The sequence below is a fragment of the Lysinibacillus sp. fls2-241-R2A-57 genome (assembly GCF_030209535.1).
GTDB lineage: Bacteria > Bacillota > Bacilli > Bacillales_A > Planococcaceae > Lysinibacillus.
This window is the reverse complement of sequence record NZ_JARVRU010000116.1, coordinates 1-14496: the sequence shown is the minus strand read 5'-3', so window position 1 is coordinate 14496 and position 14496 is coordinate 1. Positions and strand designations below refer to the sequence as shown.

General features: G+C 40.4%; 18 protein-coding genes. 13 read left to right on the top strand and 5 right to left on the bottom strand.

The window, feature by feature from the left end:
- Positions 1 to 85 precede the first annotated feature (85 nt).
- The 4 genes from fur (at position 86) to QRN68_RS17645 (ending at position 4165) form a co-directional block, all read left to right on the top strand.
- Positions 86 to 550 (top strand): ferric iron uptake transcriptional regulator, encoded by a 465-nt coding sequence (gene fur / locus QRN68_RS17660; protein ID WP_004232171.1) that lies wholly within the window; start codon positions 86 to 88, stop codon positions 548 to 550.
- Between the two features lie 175 nt (positions 551 to 725).
- Positions 726 to 1628, top strand: a complete 903-nt coding sequence (xerD, locus tag QRN68_RS17655) for a site-specific tyrosine recombinase XerD (protein WP_285398218.1) — start codon at positions 726 to 728, stop codon at positions 1626 to 1628.
- Between the two features lie 90 nt (positions 1629 to 1718).
- Entirely contained in the window at positions 1719 to 2900 is a 1182-nt protein-coding gene (gene deoB / locus QRN68_RS17650) for a phosphopentomutase (protein ID WP_285398217.1), read from the top strand.
- 14 nt (positions 2901 to 2914) lie between these two features.
- Positions 2915 to 4165 (top strand): thymidine phosphorylase, encoded by a 1251-nt coding sequence (locus QRN68_RS17645; protein ID WP_285398216.1) that lies wholly within the window; start codon positions 2915 to 2917, stop codon positions 4163 to 4165.
- A 23-nt stretch (positions 4166 to 4188) separates the two neighbouring features.
- On the opposite strand, the gene QRN68_RS17640 is transcribed toward QRN68_RS17645, so the two are convergent.
- The 4 genes from QRN68_RS17640 to QRN68_RS17625 are packed head-to-tail and all read right to left on the bottom strand — an operon-like array spanning position 4189 to position 5732.
- Positions 4189 to 4674 carry a hypothetical protein gene (locus QRN68_RS17640; RefSeq protein WP_285398215.1) on the bottom strand — a complete coding sequence of 162 codons (486 nt, stop codon included), beginning with the start codon at positions 4672 to 4674 and terminating at the stop codon, positions 4189 to 4191.
- Positions 4629 to 4967: a hypothetical protein gene (locus tag QRN68_RS17635; RefSeq protein WP_285398214.1), complete on the bottom strand. Its 339-nt coding sequence runs from the start codon at positions 4965 to 4967 to the stop codon at positions 4629 to 4631. The genes QRN68_RS17640 and QRN68_RS17635 overlap by 46 nt, the downstream gene beginning before the upstream one ends.
- Before the next feature lie 15 nt (positions 4968 to 4982).
- Positions 4983 to 5192, bottom strand: coding sequence for a hypothetical protein (locus QRN68_RS17630; RefSeq protein WP_285398213.1), 210 nt, complete (start codon positions 5190 to 5192; stop codon positions 4983 to 4985).
- 57 nt (positions 5193 to 5249) lie between these two features.
- A complete protein-coding gene (locus QRN68_RS17625; protein WP_285398212.1) occupies positions 5250 to 5732 on the bottom strand; it encodes a hypothetical protein in 483 nt (160 codons plus the stop codon).
- Positions 5733 to 5939: 207 nt separating this feature from the next.
- Between QRN68_RS17625 and spoIIAA the strand changes: the two genes are divergently transcribed.
- The 6 genes from spoIIAA to QRN68_RS17595 all read left to right on the top strand — a co-directional run bounded on the left by spoIIAA (position 5940) and on the right by QRN68_RS17595 (position 11092).
- Positions 5940 to 6293: an anti-sigma F factor antagonist gene (gene spoIIAA / locus QRN68_RS17620; RefSeq protein WP_053594386.1), complete on the top strand. Its 354-nt coding sequence runs from the start codon at positions 5940 to 5942 to the stop codon at positions 6291 to 6293.
- Positions 6286 to 6726 carry an anti-sigma F factor gene (gene spoIIAB, locus QRN68_RS17615; RefSeq protein ID WP_285398211.1) on the top strand — a complete coding sequence of 147 codons (441 nt, stop codon included), beginning with the start codon at positions 6286 to 6288 and terminating at the stop codon, positions 6724 to 6726. Before spoIIAA ends, spoIIAB begins: the two co-directional genes overlap by 8 nt.
- A gap of 10 nt (positions 6727 to 6736) precedes the next feature.
- Positions 6737 to 7516: an RNA polymerase sporulation sigma factor SigF gene (gene sigF, locus QRN68_RS17610; protein ID WP_285398210.1), complete on the top strand. Its 780-nt coding sequence runs from the start codon at positions 6737 to 6739 to the stop codon at positions 7514 to 7516.
- Between the two features lie 27 nt (positions 7517 to 7543).
- A complete protein-coding gene (locus QRN68_RS17605; RefSeq protein ID WP_285398209.1) occupies positions 7544 to 8986 on the top strand; it encodes a spore germination protein in 1443 nt (480 codons plus the stop codon).
- A 212-nt stretch (positions 8987 to 9198) separates the two neighbouring features.
- Complete coding sequence (gene lysA, locus QRN68_RS17600) at positions 9199 to 10518, top strand: diaminopimelate decarboxylase (RefSeq protein WP_285398208.1); 1320 nt, start codon at positions 9199 to 9201, stop codon at positions 10516 to 10518.
- Positions 10519 to 10717: 199 nt separating this feature from the next.
- A complete protein-coding gene (locus QRN68_RS17595; RefSeq protein ID WP_285398207.1) occupies positions 10718 to 11092 on the top strand; it encodes a GNAT family N-acetyltransferase in 375 nt (124 codons plus the stop codon).
- On the opposite strand, the gene QRN68_RS17590 is transcribed toward QRN68_RS17595, so the two are convergent.
- Complete coding sequence (locus QRN68_RS17590; RefSeq protein WP_285398206.1) at positions 11086 to 11592, bottom strand: DUF309 domain-containing protein; 507 nt, start codon at positions 11590 to 11592, stop codon at positions 11086 to 11088. The two genes, QRN68_RS17595 and QRN68_RS17590, sit on opposite strands and share 7 nt — an antisense overlap.
- Positions 11593 to 11647: 55 nt before the next feature.
- Between QRN68_RS17590 and QRN68_RS17585 the strand changes: the two genes are divergently transcribed.
- The 3 genes from QRN68_RS17585 to QRN68_RS17575 all read left to right on the top strand — a co-directional run bounded on the left by QRN68_RS17585 (position 11648) and on the right by QRN68_RS17575 (position 14368).
- Positions 11648 to 12427, top strand: coding sequence for a segregation/condensation protein A (locus QRN68_RS17585; protein ID WP_285398205.1), 780 nt, complete (start codon positions 11648 to 11650; stop codon positions 12425 to 12427).
- A complete protein-coding gene (gene scpB, locus QRN68_RS17580; protein WP_481817463.1) occupies positions 12399 to 12992 on the top strand; it encodes an SMC-Scp complex subunit ScpB in 594 nt (197 codons plus the stop codon). Before QRN68_RS17585 ends, scpB begins: the two co-directional genes overlap by 29 nt.
- A 305-nt stretch (positions 12993 to 13297) precedes the next feature.
- Positions 13298 to 14368 (top strand): D-alanyl-D-alanine carboxypeptidase family protein, encoded by a 1071-nt coding sequence (locus QRN68_RS17575; RefSeq protein WP_285398203.1) that lies wholly within the window; start codon positions 13298 to 13300, stop codon positions 14366 to 14368.
- Positions 14369 to 14496: the final 128 nt, after the last annotated feature.

Here is a 14496-nt window from a genome sequence, read left to right as displayed (position 1 = left end):
ACAAAAGTATATTTGAAATCTATACACTATCTTGTAATAGGATTTACTCCTTTGGTATAATGGAAAGAGTTTAGGGGGGCGTCACATGGAGAGCCGAATTGATCGTATAAAAAAACAGTTGCATAGTGCTAGTTATAAGCTGACGCCGCAGCGAGAAGCAACAGTTGCTGTACTGCTTGAGCACGAAGAAGACCACCTAAGTGCAGAAGATGTTTACCTTCTAGTAAAAGAAAAGGCACCTGAAATTGGTTTAGCGACTGTCTATAGAACGTTAGAGTTACTAACTGAGCTCAAAATTGTCGACAAAATCAACTTTGGCGATGGCGTATCGCGCTATGATTTACGCCAAGAGGGAGCTGCGCATTTCCACCATCATCTAGTTTGTATCGAATGTGGTGCGGTAGATGAAATTCAGGAAGATTTACTTGAAGATGTGGAAGCCGTTGTTGAAAAACGTTGGAACTTTATCATAAAGGATCACCGACTAACTTTCCACGGCATTTGCTGGCGCTGTCATGATAAAAACGACGAATCGAATGAAGAAAAATAACGAGAAGCTGTCTGTTTTAATCTTAAGTTCTAGATTGAATCGGGCAGTTTTTTGTTTTATTTGAATAAGATAATAGATTGGACAAACATATGTGAAAATATAAAAGAGGACGTTTTAGCACAATTCTACTAGCCGTGCTAAAATAGAAAATAATTGACAGTTAGGGGGCGCTATGATGAATGAATTTCAATATGCAATAGAGGATTATATCCATTTTATCCAGGTAGAACGGCAGTTATCCGATAATACATTAGCATCCTATCGCCGAGACTTAGAAAGTTATGTGAATTTTTTACAGGAAGTAGAAGGAATGTCTGATTTTCTTAAAGTGGAGAGAATGATCATTTTACGTCATTTAGAGCAGTTGCGTATGCAAGGAAAGACAAGTCGTACTGTTGCCCGCCATATCTCCTCTATTCGTAGTTTCCATCAATTTTTACTCCGAGAAAAGCGAGCGGAAACAGATCCGACAGTCCATTTAGAAATGCCAACTATTGAACAAAAGCTGCCAAATATCCTTTCTATTGAAGAAATTGAAGCTTTATTAGCGGTACCAAATCGTAGCAAACCACAGGGTGTCCGGGACGTGGCTATGTTAGAGCTATTATATGGCTCAGGGATGCGCATAAGTGAGCTGATTGCGTTGGATTTAGCTGATATTCACCTAACGATGGGCTTTGTCCGCGTTTTCGGTAAGGGAGGCAAGGAGCGTATCATACCACTTGGAAAAAGCGCCCTTTCTGCATTAAACACTTATTTAGATAGTGCACGGAGCCAATTACAAGGGAAATATCCAAAAACAGATGCTTTTTTTATCAATCAAAGAGGGAAACGTTTAACAAGGCAAGGTTGTTGGAAATTAATGAAGGAGCACGCTTTAAAGGCTGGCATCAAACATGAGTTAACGCCGCATACATTACGTCATTCCTTTGCAACACATTTAGTGGAGAACGGTGCGGATTTACGAGCTGTACAGGAGATGCTTGGGCATGCCGATATTTCCACAACACAAATATATACACACATTAGTAAATCCCGACTATCAGAGGTATATAAGCAATTCCATCCACGGGCTTAAAAGAGAAAAATATTTGTTAGTCGGAGGTCTGACCTTTATTTTTCACAGTTTTTTGGTAAAATAAAGACAAGAGATTAGGAGGCAATAATTATGAATAAACCATTTAAAAAAATCCATGTAGTAGTATTGGACTCAGTTGGAATTGGTGAAGCTCCAGACGCAGCGAATTTTGGAGATGTAGGTTCACATACTCTCGGACATATCGCTGAAAAAATGAATGGGCTTACAATGCCACATATGGAGTCTTTCGGCTTAGCGAACATTGAACCATTACAAGGTATTCAAGCTACTGACAAACCAAAAGCATACTACGGAAAAATGCAAGAAGCATCTGTTGGTAAAGATACAATGACAGGGCATTGGGAAATCATGGGGTTAAACATCGATAAACCGTTTAAGGTATATCCAGAAGGGTTCCCTGCTGAGCTTATTGCAGAACTTGAAAAACGTACAGGCCGTAAAGTGCTGTGCAATGAACCTGCGAGTGGGACACAAGTAATCGAGGACTTCGGCAAGGAGCATATGGAGACAGGAGCGATTATTGTCTATACTTCTGCTGACCCTGTTTTGCAAATTGCTGCACATGAGGAAATTATTCCATTAGAGGAATTATATAAAATTTGTGAAATTGCTCGTGAACTAACATTACAACCAGAATATTTAGTTGGTCGTGTTATTGCTCGTCCATTTATCGGTACGCCAGGGAACTTTACACGTACATCTAATCGTCATGACTATGCGTTAAAACCATTTGGTCGCACGACGATGAATGTCTTAAAGGATGCAGGCTTAGATGTCATAGCAATCGGAAAAATTTCTGATATTTTCAATGGTGAAGGTGTCACAGATGCAGTACGTACGAAAAATAATATGGATGGTATGGATAAGTTTGCAGAGGTAGTGCGTCGTGATTTCCATGGTATAAGCTTCTTAAACTTAGTGGACTTTGATGCGAATTTTGGACATCGTCGTGATCCTCTAGGTTATGGTAACGCACTACAAGAATATGACGCTCGTTTACCAGAAATTACTGAGGCGATGTCAGAAGATGATCTATTAATCGTTACGGCGGACCATGGTAATGACCCAACATTCCCTGGGACAGATCATACACGTGAATATGTACCGTTAATTGTTTATTCACCACGCTTTAATGATTGTAGTGAGCTAACACTCCGTGAAACTTTTGCAGATATTGCCGCGACAGTAGCTGAAAACTTTGAAGTAGAAGCTCCAGCATTCGGTAAAAGTTTCTTAAATAATCTAAAATAAGGGGGATTATCGATATGAATATGGCGCAGCTGTTTGAAAAGAAGAAGCAAGGCAAGGAGCTATCACAGGCTGAAATTCAGTATTTTGTAGAAGGCTACACTACTGGAGCAATTCCTGATTATCAAGCAAGCTCTCTACTAATGGCAATTCGTTTACTGGGCATGACGTATGATGAAACATTTTATTTAACAAAGGCAATGATAGAATCTGGAGATGTTATTGATTTATCATCTATTGAAGGTTTTAAAATTGATAAACACTCGACAGGTGGTGTAGGCGATAAAGTTACACTAATTGTCACTCCAATAATTGCTGCGTTAGATATTCCAGTAGCGAAATTTAGTGGCAAGGGTCTTGGCATTACAGGCGGTACAATCGATAAATTAGAATCGATTCGTGGCTTTAAAACGGAGCTTTCATCACAGGAATTTATCGACAATGTCAATAAACATAAAATCGCGGTTGCTGGTCAAACAGGCAATCTTGTACCAGCTGACAAAAAATTGTACGCATTGCGAGATGTGACGGGTACTGTCGATTCAATTCCACTAATTGCCGCGTCCATCATGAGTAAGAAAATAGCAAGTGGTGCAGACGGCATTGTACTTGATGTTAAATGTGGCTCAGGTGCATTTATGAAAACAGAAGAAGAAGCGCAAATTTTAGCTGATACAATGACTGCAATCGGTGAAAAACTAGGACGTAAAGTAGTTGCACATATTAGTGACATGGATAATCCTTTAGGTAAAATGATTGGTAATAAGCTTGAGGTAGTAGAAGCATTTGCATTATTAAGTGGACGTATGGGCGAAACACACGAGGATCTGCTTGAGGAATGTATTATTATTTCTTCGCTTATGTACCAGGTTGCAGCAGGAGTAAATGAGGCCGAAGCAACAGCAGCAGTTAAACGAGTGTTAGAGGATGGTTCAGCAGCTGCAAAATTTGAAGAATTTATCGTAGCACAAGGTGGCGATTTAGCAGATATCGTGCAAAAAGACACTGCAAATAAAGTAGCTGTCAAAGCACCTACTGAAGGCACTGTAGAGACGATTAATGCGCTATTAATCGGGGAAGCAAGCGTAGGTCTGGGTGCAGGTCGATTAACAAAAGAATCTGAGCTTGATTATGATGCTGGGATTCAATTGATTGCCAAAAAAGGCGACCAAGTTCGTGCTGACGAAACGATTGCGTATCTATATTCAAATCGTCAAATCGATGAGGAAACAATCGAAAAAGTACAGCAAGCTTATACAATTGCATAAAAAAATTGGAGCGAGAACTCTCTTTAACAAAGAGGTTCTCGCTTTTTTTTCGTTTTGAGAAGCGAAGAGTTGAAGCGACGGGAAGGAGAGCCGAAGCGACGGAAGGAAAAGCTGAAGCGAAGGAAAGGAGAGTTAGAGCGATGGAAAGAACCGCTAAAGTCGTGGATAGAGCAGCCAAAATCGTGGATAGAACCGCCAAAGTCGTGGATAGAGCAGCCAAAATCGTGGATAGAACCGCCAAAGTCGTGGATAGAGAAGCCGAAGTCGTGGATAGAACCGCCGAAGCGACGGAAAGAAGAGTCAAAGCGACGGAAAGAAAAGCTAGAGCGACGGAAAGGAGAGTCAAAACGACGGAAAGAAGTCAGAGCGATGGAAAGGAGGGCCAGAGCGACGGAAAAGAGAGTCAAAGCGACGGAAAGAAAAGTCAGAGCGACGGAAAGAGAGTCAAAACGACGGAAAGAAGTCAGAGCGACGGAAAAGAGGGCCGAAGCGACGGAAGGAAAAGCCAAAGCGACGGAAGGAAAAGCCAAAGCGACGGAAAGAAGAGTCGAAACGACGGATAGCCCGCCAAAGTCGTGGATAGAGCAGCCAAAATCGTGGATAGAACCACCAAAGTCGTGGATAGAGCAGCCAAAATCGTGGATAGAACTGACAAAGTCGTGGATAGAGCAGCCAAAATCGTGGATAGAACCGCTAAAGTCGTGGATAGAACCGCTAAAGTCGTGGATAGAGCAGCCAAAATCGTGGATAGAACCGACAAAGTCGTGGATAGAGAAGCCGAAGTCGTGGATAGAATCGACAAAGCGACGGAAAGAAGTCAGAGCGATGGAAAGAAATCAGAGCGATGGAAAGAAGGGCTGAAGCGAAGGAAAGAAGGGCCGAAGCGACGGAAGGAAGAGTCAAAGCGACGGAAAGAAGAGTCAAAACGACGGAAAGAAATCAGAGCGATGGAAAGAAGGGCTGAAGCGAAGGAAAGAAGGACCGAAGCGACGGAAAGAAAGGCTAGAGCGACGGAAAGAAGAGTCAAAACGACGGAAAGAAGTCAGAGCGATGGAAAAGAGGGCCGAAGCGACGGAAGGAAGAGTCAAAGCGACGGAAAGAAATCAGAGCGATGGAAAGAAGGGCTGAAGCGAAGGAAAGAAGGACCGAAGCGACGGAAAGAAAGGCTAGAGCGACGGAAAGAAGAGTCAAAACGACGGAAAGAAGTCAGAGCGATGGAAAAGAGGGCCGAAGCGACGGAAGGAAGAGTCAAAGCGACGGAAAGAAAAGCCAGGGCGACGGAAAGAAGAGTCGAAACGACGGATAGACCTGCCAAAGTCGTGGATAGAGCAGGCAAAATCGTGGATAGAACCGCCAAAGCGACGGAAGGAAGAGTCAGAGCGACGGAAAAGAGGGTCGAAGCGACGGAAAGAAGAGTCGAAACGACGGATAGACCTGCCAAAGTCGTGGATAGAACCGCCAAAATCGTGGATAGAACCGCCAAAGCGACGGATAGACCTGCCAATGTGACGGATAACCCCGCCAAAGCAATAAATAACCCCGCCAAATCAACGGAACGAACCGCCAAAGTTCTGCTCGCCTTTAACATAATAATAATTTTTGTAAAAAGAGACTGTCACGTTTAAAAAATGTTGATTTATCCCATACTGCATTTAACCTAAAAAGCTATAAGTATGTCGATTTGACACTATTTCAGAAGACTTTGCACTAGTTCTGTCAGCCGCAAGGATTCACCACATTGAATGTGGAATTGCACGAGGAGGAGGCGATGTTCATGCATTTTCAATTAGAAATGGTAACAAGAGAGACAGTGGTTATACGTTTATTTGGGGAGCTCGATCATCATGCAGTAGAGCAAATTCGAGCTAAAATATCTACAGCAATTTTTCAGGGTGCTGTTACGACCATTATTTGGAACCTAGAGGGACTTTCCTTTATGGATAGTTCGGGTGTAGGTTTAGTGCTTGGTCGAATGCGCGAGTTAGAGGCGGTCGCTGGACGAACAATTTTATTGAATCCATCGCCGACAATGCGAAAAGTATTTCAGTTTTCAGGTTTAGGGCCATGGATGATGGATGCAACAGAAGAAGAAGCGATTGATCGAGTTAGGGGGATTGTAAATGGATAATGAAATGACATTAACTTTTTTAGCACTTAGTGAAAATGAAGCCTTAGCGCGTGTAGCTGTGACAGGTTTTATTGCACAATTAGATCCAACTATTGATGAGCTATCCGAATTTAAAACGGTTGTCTCAGAGGCTGTTTCTAATGCCATCATTCACGGTTATGAAGAGGATGGTAAGGGCGTTGTTACAGTTCATGCAAAACGTGAGGATGATATTGTAACCGTGTCTGTTATGGATAAAGGTGTTGGCATTGAGGATGTAAGTCAAGCTATGGAGCCGTTATATACGACGAAAAGTGCGATGGAACGTTCGGGTATGGGCTTTACAATTATGGATAGTTTTTCAGATCAGTTGACAGTAATGTCCAAGTGGCAAGAAGGAACAACTGTCACGTTTACGAAGAAATTTTACTCAGTTCGTGCAGCGGTAATGTGAGGTTGCGATTATGAAGCCGCTAGAACAGTCGTCCGATAAGCTATTGTCACAGGAAGAAATGCGAGATTTAATTGCACGTGCACAGCAGGGCGATCATGAGGCTCGTAAACGAATGATTGAGGGGAATACGAGGCTGGTGTGGTCTATCGTCCAACGCTTTACAAGTAGGGGTGTGGAGCTCGAGGATTTATTCCAAATTGGCTGCATAGGACTCATGAAGTCAGTGGATAAATTCGATTTAACGTATGATGTAAAGTTTTCGACATATGCTGTTCCTATGATCATCGGTGAAATTCAGCGCTTTCTAAGGGATGATGGCATGGTGAAAGTTAGCAGATCGATTCGTGAACTTAATTTTAAAATTCGTCATGCAACCGATGAATTCATTAAAAACAATGAGCATCCACCAACCATTCATGAATTAGCACAGGTTCTTGGTGTCACAACTGAGGAAATTGTAACAGCTTCAGATGCATTGAGAGATCCTGCTTCCTTGCATGAACAATTGTATGAGAGCGAAGGCGATTCTATTACATTAATGGATCAGATGAAGGACGAAAAATCCGAGCAGCCATTTGACTATATTCCACTAAAAGAGGTACTCACAAGACTTGAGCCTAGAGAGCAATCAATTATTTATTTACGATATTTCTCAGATTGTACCCAAACTGAAATTGCTAACAGACTTGGTATATCACAAGTTCAAGTATCACGATTAGAGAAAAAAATTCTTGCCCAATTGAAAAATTGGATGGCCACAAGTGCCACAGTGGAACAGGAAGAAGTATAAAAAGACATCTAAGAAAATGGTGACAGCATGACAAATAAACTATTTAACAGCTTAGAAGAAGCCGAATATTTTCTTAAAGAACACTTTGGTGACGGCGAATCATTTGACGTAAATATTAAGCATTTATTTGTCAAAGATTTGCCGGTTCTTTGCGCATATATAAGCGGACTTGTGGATGGGGTAATGTTAACACAATTACTCTCAAATTTGTTGCCTGATGAGGACATTGATATTGAAGATGAAAAGGAATATTTTGAAGCCTATTTCAATCACCAAGGCCGTTCAGAGGAAACTGAACAGAAAGCCTTTTTATTAGCTATATTAAGTGGACAGGTAGCCTTTGTTACGAATAGTGGATACGGCTATGTTGCGGAGATTCGAAATTATCCAGGACGTACACCTGAGGAGCCTGATAATGAAAAGGTTATTCGTGGTTCTAGGGACGGTTTTATTGAAGGTATTTCACAAAATGTTGCATTGGTTCGTCGGCGAATTCGTAATAGTAACTTACGTTTCGAGCTACATAAAATATCCGAAATCGGTCAAACCGATGTTGCACTTGCGTATATAAAGGATATTGCGAATGATGAAATGCTCGATAAATTGCGACAGCGCCTTGGACAAATTCACCATGATGGCTTGACAATGGCCGATAAATCACTAGAGGAATGGCTGTTTAAACAAAAGTTTCATCCAGTTCCCTTTGTCCGTTATACGGAACGACCGGATATTACCGCAGCGCATTTAATAGAGGGCCACATCATTATTATGGTCGATACATCTCCTTCTGTCATGATTGTCCCTGCAACTATTTTTCATTTGCTGCAACACGCTGAGGAGTATAGACAGGCACCGACAGTCGGAACATTTGTTCGTTTTATGCGCTATTCTGGAGTAGCTTTTGGTTTATTTTTATTACCTTTATGGTATTTATTTGCAACGCACGGGACATACTTACCGGATGCATTATCCTTTTTAGGTGAAAAAGAAAAATCGCATGTCCCGATTTTACTGCAAATACTGATTGGAGATACGGGGATAGAATTTTTGAGGATGGCCGCCATTCATACCCCATCACCATTATCCACTGCGATGGGGTTGGTTGCGGGTGTAGTTATTGGTCAGATTGCAATTAATGTTGGGCTATTCTCTCCAGAGGTAGTGTTATATACAGCTATTTCAGCTATTCTGACATTTATAATTCCGTCTTATGAGCTAGGTATCTCCATTAAACTATTTAGACTAATGTTATTAATAATGTCTGGTATTTGGGGAGTTAATGGGTTATTTATCGGGATATTTATATTATTTACGTATTTATGTTCATTGCGTCCAATGCAAGCGCCATATTTGTGGCCACTTATTCCGTTCTTTCCAAAAGCGATGCTTCGTGTACTTGTCCGTTTCCCGATGACAGTAGATGCATTAAGACCTTATGTAGTCGATTCTAAACAACGAAAAAGATCATAGGAGCCGTTGCACTCGTTTTTTTCATGTGATAAAGTTCATCTATAGTATTTTGTGATTTTTGCAAAAATTATCTTTATTCAACAAAATGCGACACGGTGTTGAATGAAGTAATCCCTCTAATAAGGATAGCGGGCTAAGATTGCTCCATCCGATTCTAAAATTGAGGTGCAATTTATCACAAGATGGAACGATGTGAAAAGGGAGAGATGCACATGCATTTATATGGAACACAAGCGATTTCTGAAGATGGTCATTTAACGATTGGACAGGTAGATACACTAAAGCTTGCAAAAGAGTATGGTACACCTTTATTTGTGTATGATACTGCGCTTATTCGTAAGCGTGCAAGAAGCTTTATTGATACGTTTAAAAAACTAGGTGTAAAAGCAGAAGTAGCCTATGCTTCAAAAGCATTTGCATGTGTAGCTGTGTACCAATTAGCGGCAGAAGAAAATCTATCTTTAGATGTTGTCTCTGGGGGAGAATTATTTACAGCTTTAAAAGCTGGATTCCCTGCGGAGCGCATTCATTTCCATGGCAATAATAAAAGCATTGCTGAATTAGAATTAGCCTTTGACTCGAAAATTGGTTGTATTGTCGTGGATAACTTCTATGAAATTCAGCTTTTACAAGAAATTTCAGAGCGCCGTCAACAAAAAATGCGTATTTTACTTCGTGTCACACCAGGAGTTGAGGCGCATACGCATGACTTCATTACGACAGGTCAAGCTGATTCTAAATTTGGCTTCGACTTAAATAATGGTCAAGCAGATGAAGCTTTCAAACAAACTTTTAACCATGAATACCTAGAACTTCTAGGATTACACTGCCATATTGGCTCTCAAATTTTTGACACAGCGGGCTTTGGCTTAGCAGGAGAAAAATTAATTGATAAAATTTCTGATTGGAACAAGTCTCACGATTTTACATGTACTGTGTTAAACTTAGGAGGGGGCTTCGGAATTCGTTATACAGAGGAAGATGCACCGCTTGAGCCACAAGTATATGTAGAGGATATGATTACAGTTGTAAAAAACAAAGCGACTGTACTTGGTCTAACTATGCCTGAAATTTGGATTGAACCAGGGCGATCACTTGTAGGTGATGCAGGAACTTCACTTTATACAATTGGTTCACAAAAAACAGTACCTAATGTTCGTAAATATATTGCTGTAGATGGTGGCATGAGTGATAATATCCGTCCGGCATTATATGATGCGAAGTATGAGGCGGTCATTGCAAGTAAGGTAAATGAATCAAAAAATGAGACATATACAGTGGCTGGTAAGCTTTGTGAATCAGGCGATAAATTAATTATTGATGCTAAGCTACAGGAAGCAACTTCTGGTGAAGTGCTAGCAATCTTCTGTACGGGTGCGTATGGATATTCTATGGCGAGTAACTACAATCGTGTTCCACGACCGGCAGTTGTATTTGTAGAAAATGGCAAGCATCAATTAGTAATTCGACGCGAAAGTTATGAAGATATTGTTCAAAACGATCTCCCGCTAACGTTAAAAAAGGGTGAGTAAATTTGAGAAAAAACAAATGGGTATTATTGGCGTCCATTTCAACTTTTATTTTGTTGTGGGGCGTTGTCTATTGGGTATTGGCGTCTAAAGGTATTCTCGGACCTGGTTCGTAAGACAGAAATTGACTTGCGGTACAAGTACAAATCGTGTAGGATAGTCAAAGATTATGTACAGCTAGAAAAAGAGGGAATAGACAAATATGTTAATTCGATATAAAAAAGCTTTCGAGAAAATAGCAATGGGGCTACTCTCGTTTATGCCTAACGAAAAAGACATAAAAAAGCTCAAAGAGACAATCCACTCCTATGAAAATGATGATAATTGGGTATTATATTTATGGAAAAAGAACGATGAGTATATTGGCATTGTTGGACTTGTAACAGACAGTAATAATATAGCTACGATTCAACACGTTTCAGTTGTCCCTTCTTATAGAGGTGAAGGTGTTGCAAAGGAAATGCTACAGGAAGTGGCAGAACTTGGCCAGTACGAGAGTGTACGTGCGACAGAGGAAACACGTAAATTTGTTCAAAAATGTATAAATTGTATCGATGAAGAAGCAGACGATCATTGACGTCTGCTTTTTCTTTGTTTGCTTTCTTGTCGCTCTGCAAGAATATGTGAGCGATCTCGAAGCATATGTTTATGAAGAAGATAGTTAGAGCTACTTAATGGTAAAAGCTGTATGCGAGTTAACACTAATTCCTCCAAAATGGGTGAAAGTGGAAGTTGGAATGCTTGGAAGGACTTGCCCATCCGGATAGCAGAAAGTGCGTCTGATAGTTGTATTAGTAGTTTATCGTAATTAATTTCGTCAAAAAAGATATGACCCATATTATATTGAAAATTATTGAGGGCTTTTTCTAATATTCGCTCTGCACCTATATCATTGTCACGTCGCCAATGATATAGGCCAGTTGCGAGCTGTACGTATCCAACGAGAGGGTGCTTTTTATCACCTGGAGCAATATCTTTCCAGAATTCCTCAAGTACTTCATGGCATTCAAAAAAATCTTGATTACCATTGAAGTAGGCGCAGTAATCGATAAATAAAGTATGATGCTGTGGATGCATTTTGGACTCCTTTCAACTATACTATAAGAACATAGAATCTCAGGGTGGTAAAACAATGTCTTATGAAGTAAAATTAGAAGCCTTTTCAGGGCCTCTTGATTTATTATTGCATTTAATTCACAGATTAGAAATTGATATTTATGATATCCCAATGGCTGAAATTACTCAACAATATATCGACCATATACATGCTATGCAGGTACTGGAGTTAAATGAGGCTAGTGAATATTTAGTGATGGCTGCAACGTTATTGGCTATTAAAAGTCGTATGCTCTTGCCAATTCATGAAGGTGAGCTTGATGATGCCGAGTTAGAAGTCGATGGCCCAGACCCTCGTGAAGAACTGGTGCAACGATTAGTAGAGTATAAGAAATATAAAGAAGCAGCGAGTAGCCTGCAAGAGCTTGAAACAGATCGGGCACAGGTATTTACACGGCCACCAGCAGATTTATCAGAGTTAGCATCAGATGAGCAAATGGCGTTATTTGATTTGAACGTCAACATCTATGACATGCTTGGGGCCTTTCAAAAACTGATGCGTCGAAAAAAATTAAAAAAACCACTAAAGACAACTGTAGCGAGACAGGAACGCTCAGTAAAGGATCAAATGCGTTCAGTAGTTAATTCATTACGATCTACAGGTGGACGTGCATCATTTTTCGAGCTTTTTCCCTATGAAGATAAGCCAACGCTTATTCTGACGTTTTTATCCCTTCTTGAGCTGATGAAACGTCAGGTCGTCATCGTAGAGCAAAATGGTAACTTTGAAGAATTAACAGTTACATTACAGAAGGAGGAATGGGATGATAACGAAAACAATGATGCTACAGAGTAAAATAGAAGCCTTATTATTTGTTGTAGGAGATGATGGCTTAACTATAAAACAATTGTCGCAGCTTTTAGGCGAAGCAGAAGAAAATATTGTACAGGCAATGGAAGCGTTGCGTACAATTTATGAAGAAGATTTAGCTAGAGGCGTTACAGTGAAAGAAATAGCTGGAGTTTATCAGCTCATAACAAAATCTGAACTAGCAGATACTATTCAAAGATTAGTAGAAAATCCAACTGTTCAATCTTTATCTCAAGCCTCACTCGAGGTACTTGCGATTGTGGCATACAAACAGCCAATTACACGTGTAGCAATTGAAGATTTACGCGGTGTGAAATGTGAAAGACCAATTCAAACGCTCGCTTCTAGAGGGTTAATTAAGGAAGTAGGTCGTTCAGAAGGGACAGGACGTGCAATCTTATATGGTACTACAAAAGAATTCTTAAACTATTTTGGTTTAAATAGTATAGAAGAAATGCCAGCTTTACCAGAAGATGAGCTAGTTGAAACAGAGCAAGAAACTGATTTATTTATGACGAAATTCCAAGAAACTTTTAGTGGAGTAAAATAAAAGAGCAAGGCGTGATTTAACTGCTTTCAGCAAATGTTTTCTGTAGCGAAAGCAAAGCGCCAGCTACAATTATTTTCTGTAGCGAAAGAGAAGCGTCAGCAAATGTTTTCTGTAGCGAAAGCAAAGCGCTAGCTACAATTATTTTCTGTAGCGAAAGCAAAGCGTCAGCTACAAATGTTCTTTGTGTAAGCACAAAGCCGATTCCGGACGCAATTATGCAGAGGCATAATTGATAGGTATAATGCTTTGTTTGAAACATAAATATAATCTATATTTTCCTATTACTTTTAATAAGGAGTGGCTCGTTGCTTCGGTTAGTACGTTTAATATTGTTCATGATAGTCGTGGTAATGTTAATGCTTCCGCAAACCAGTTTGGCTCGAGGTGGTAGTGGATATGTTGTCTTAGATGTTGATACGGGTCGTGTTTTATTAGAATCCAATAGTGATGAACGATTACCAATTGCTAGCTTAACAAAAATTTGGACAGCACTCGTTGCTATTGAAAATAGCGATCTTCAAGATGAAGTGGTTATTTCACCGAGGGCTGCAACGGCTGAGGGCTCGTCCATTTACTTGCAGGCAGGGGAAAAAGTAACGGTAGAAACACTTTTATATGGTTTGATGCTACGATCAGGAAATGACGCTGCAACAGCTTTAGCAGAGCATGTTGGAGGATCGGTAGAAGGGTTTGTAAAGTTAATGAATGAGCGAGCTGTTGTTGCGGGCCTCAAAGATACAGTATTTATGAACCCGTCTGGCTTGCACCATGATGAGCATTTATCGACAGCGAGAGATACTGCTGAAATGTTGAGAGTGGCCCTTCAAAATAAATCTTTCAAGAAGATTGCATCCACAGTACTATATCGTGCCAATACTGAAAATGGGATGTTATGGGAAAATAAGCACCGTTTAATACGAGAAGGGGCAGGGGTTGCCATCAAAATAGGCGATGAGAGACGACAACCTGTTAATGCATTAAAAACAGCAAAAGGTTCAGCATATGCCGGAAAAACAGGCTTTACAAAGGTAGCTGGTCGAACTCTTGCAACCGCCTTTCAAAAGGACGGGCAAACCTGTATTGTTGTCACCTTGAATGAATCAGATGACTGGAATGTACATCGAGGATTAGCAAACAAGGTGTGGGAAGATTATAGCCTTGAAACAGTGGTGAAAAAAGGTAAATATAATGTGAACAAAAAGCTTGCAATACGTTTAGAGCAGCCAATTAGTTTGCAGTTAACTAAAGAGGAAAAGGCTAATGTAAGGCAGGTATTACATGTTTCTAGGAAACGTCAGGAAGCTGTATTATCCATCTTTATCGGAGATGAGCGTATTTATGCAACGCCTGTAACTGTTGAATCAGCGGATCGTTAAAAGCGATACGCTGATTTTTTTTATATTTTGTAACAGGCGTGTTGATTAGGAAAAAATAGGTTTATTATTGATTGATGAAAGGGTTTTTCTTGTTGCTATTTAGTGTCGAGCCCCAAAACAGAATCGCT

What these genes read in the sequence shown, in the direction of transcription:
- fur (WP_004232171.1), top strand. Translation starts at nt 86, where the DNA reads ATGGAGAGCCGAATTGATCGTATAAAAAAACAGTTGCATAGTGCTAGT.
- xerD (WP_285398218.1), top strand. Translation starts at nt 726, where the DNA reads ATGAATGAATTTCAATATGCAATAGAGGATTATATCCATTTTATCCAG.
- deoB (WP_285398217.1), top strand. Translation starts at nt 1,719, where the DNA reads ATGAATAAACCATTTAAAAAAATCCATGTAGTAGTATTGGACTCAGTT.
- QRN68_RS17645 (WP_285398216.1), top strand. Translation starts at nt 2,915, where the DNA reads ATGAATATGGCGCAGCTGTTTGAAAAGAAGAAGCAAGGCAAGGAGCTA.
- spoIIAA (WP_053594386.1), top strand. Translation starts at nt 5,940, where the DNA reads ATGCATTTTCAATTAGAAATGGTAACAAGAGAGACAGTGGTTATACGT.
- spoIIAB (WP_285398211.1), top strand. Translation starts at nt 6,286, where the DNA reads ATGGATAATGAAATGACATTAACTTTTTTAGCACTTAGTGAAAATGAA.
- sigF (WP_285398210.1), top strand. Translation starts at nt 6,737, where the DNA reads ATGAAGCCGCTAGAACAGTCGTCCGATAAGCTATTGTCACAGGAAGAA.
- QRN68_RS17605 (WP_285398209.1), top strand. Translation starts at nt 7,544, where the DNA reads ATGACAAATAAACTATTTAACAGCTTAGAAGAAGCCGAATATTTTCTT.
- lysA (WP_285398208.1), top strand. Translation starts at nt 9,199, where the DNA reads ATGCATTTATATGGAACACAAGCGATTTCTGAAGATGGTCATTTAACG.
- QRN68_RS17595 (WP_285398207.1), top strand. Translation starts at nt 10,718, where the DNA reads ATGTTAATTCGATATAAAAAAGCTTTCGAGAAAATAGCAATGGGGCTA.
- QRN68_RS17590 (WP_285398206.1), bottom strand. Translation starts at nt 11,592, where the DNA reads ATGCATCCACAGCATCATACTTTATTTATCGATTACTGCGCCTACTTC.
- QRN68_RS17585 (WP_285398205.1), top strand. Translation starts at nt 11,648, where the DNA reads ATGTCTTATGAAGTAAAATTAGAAGCCTTTTCAGGGCCTCTTGATTTA.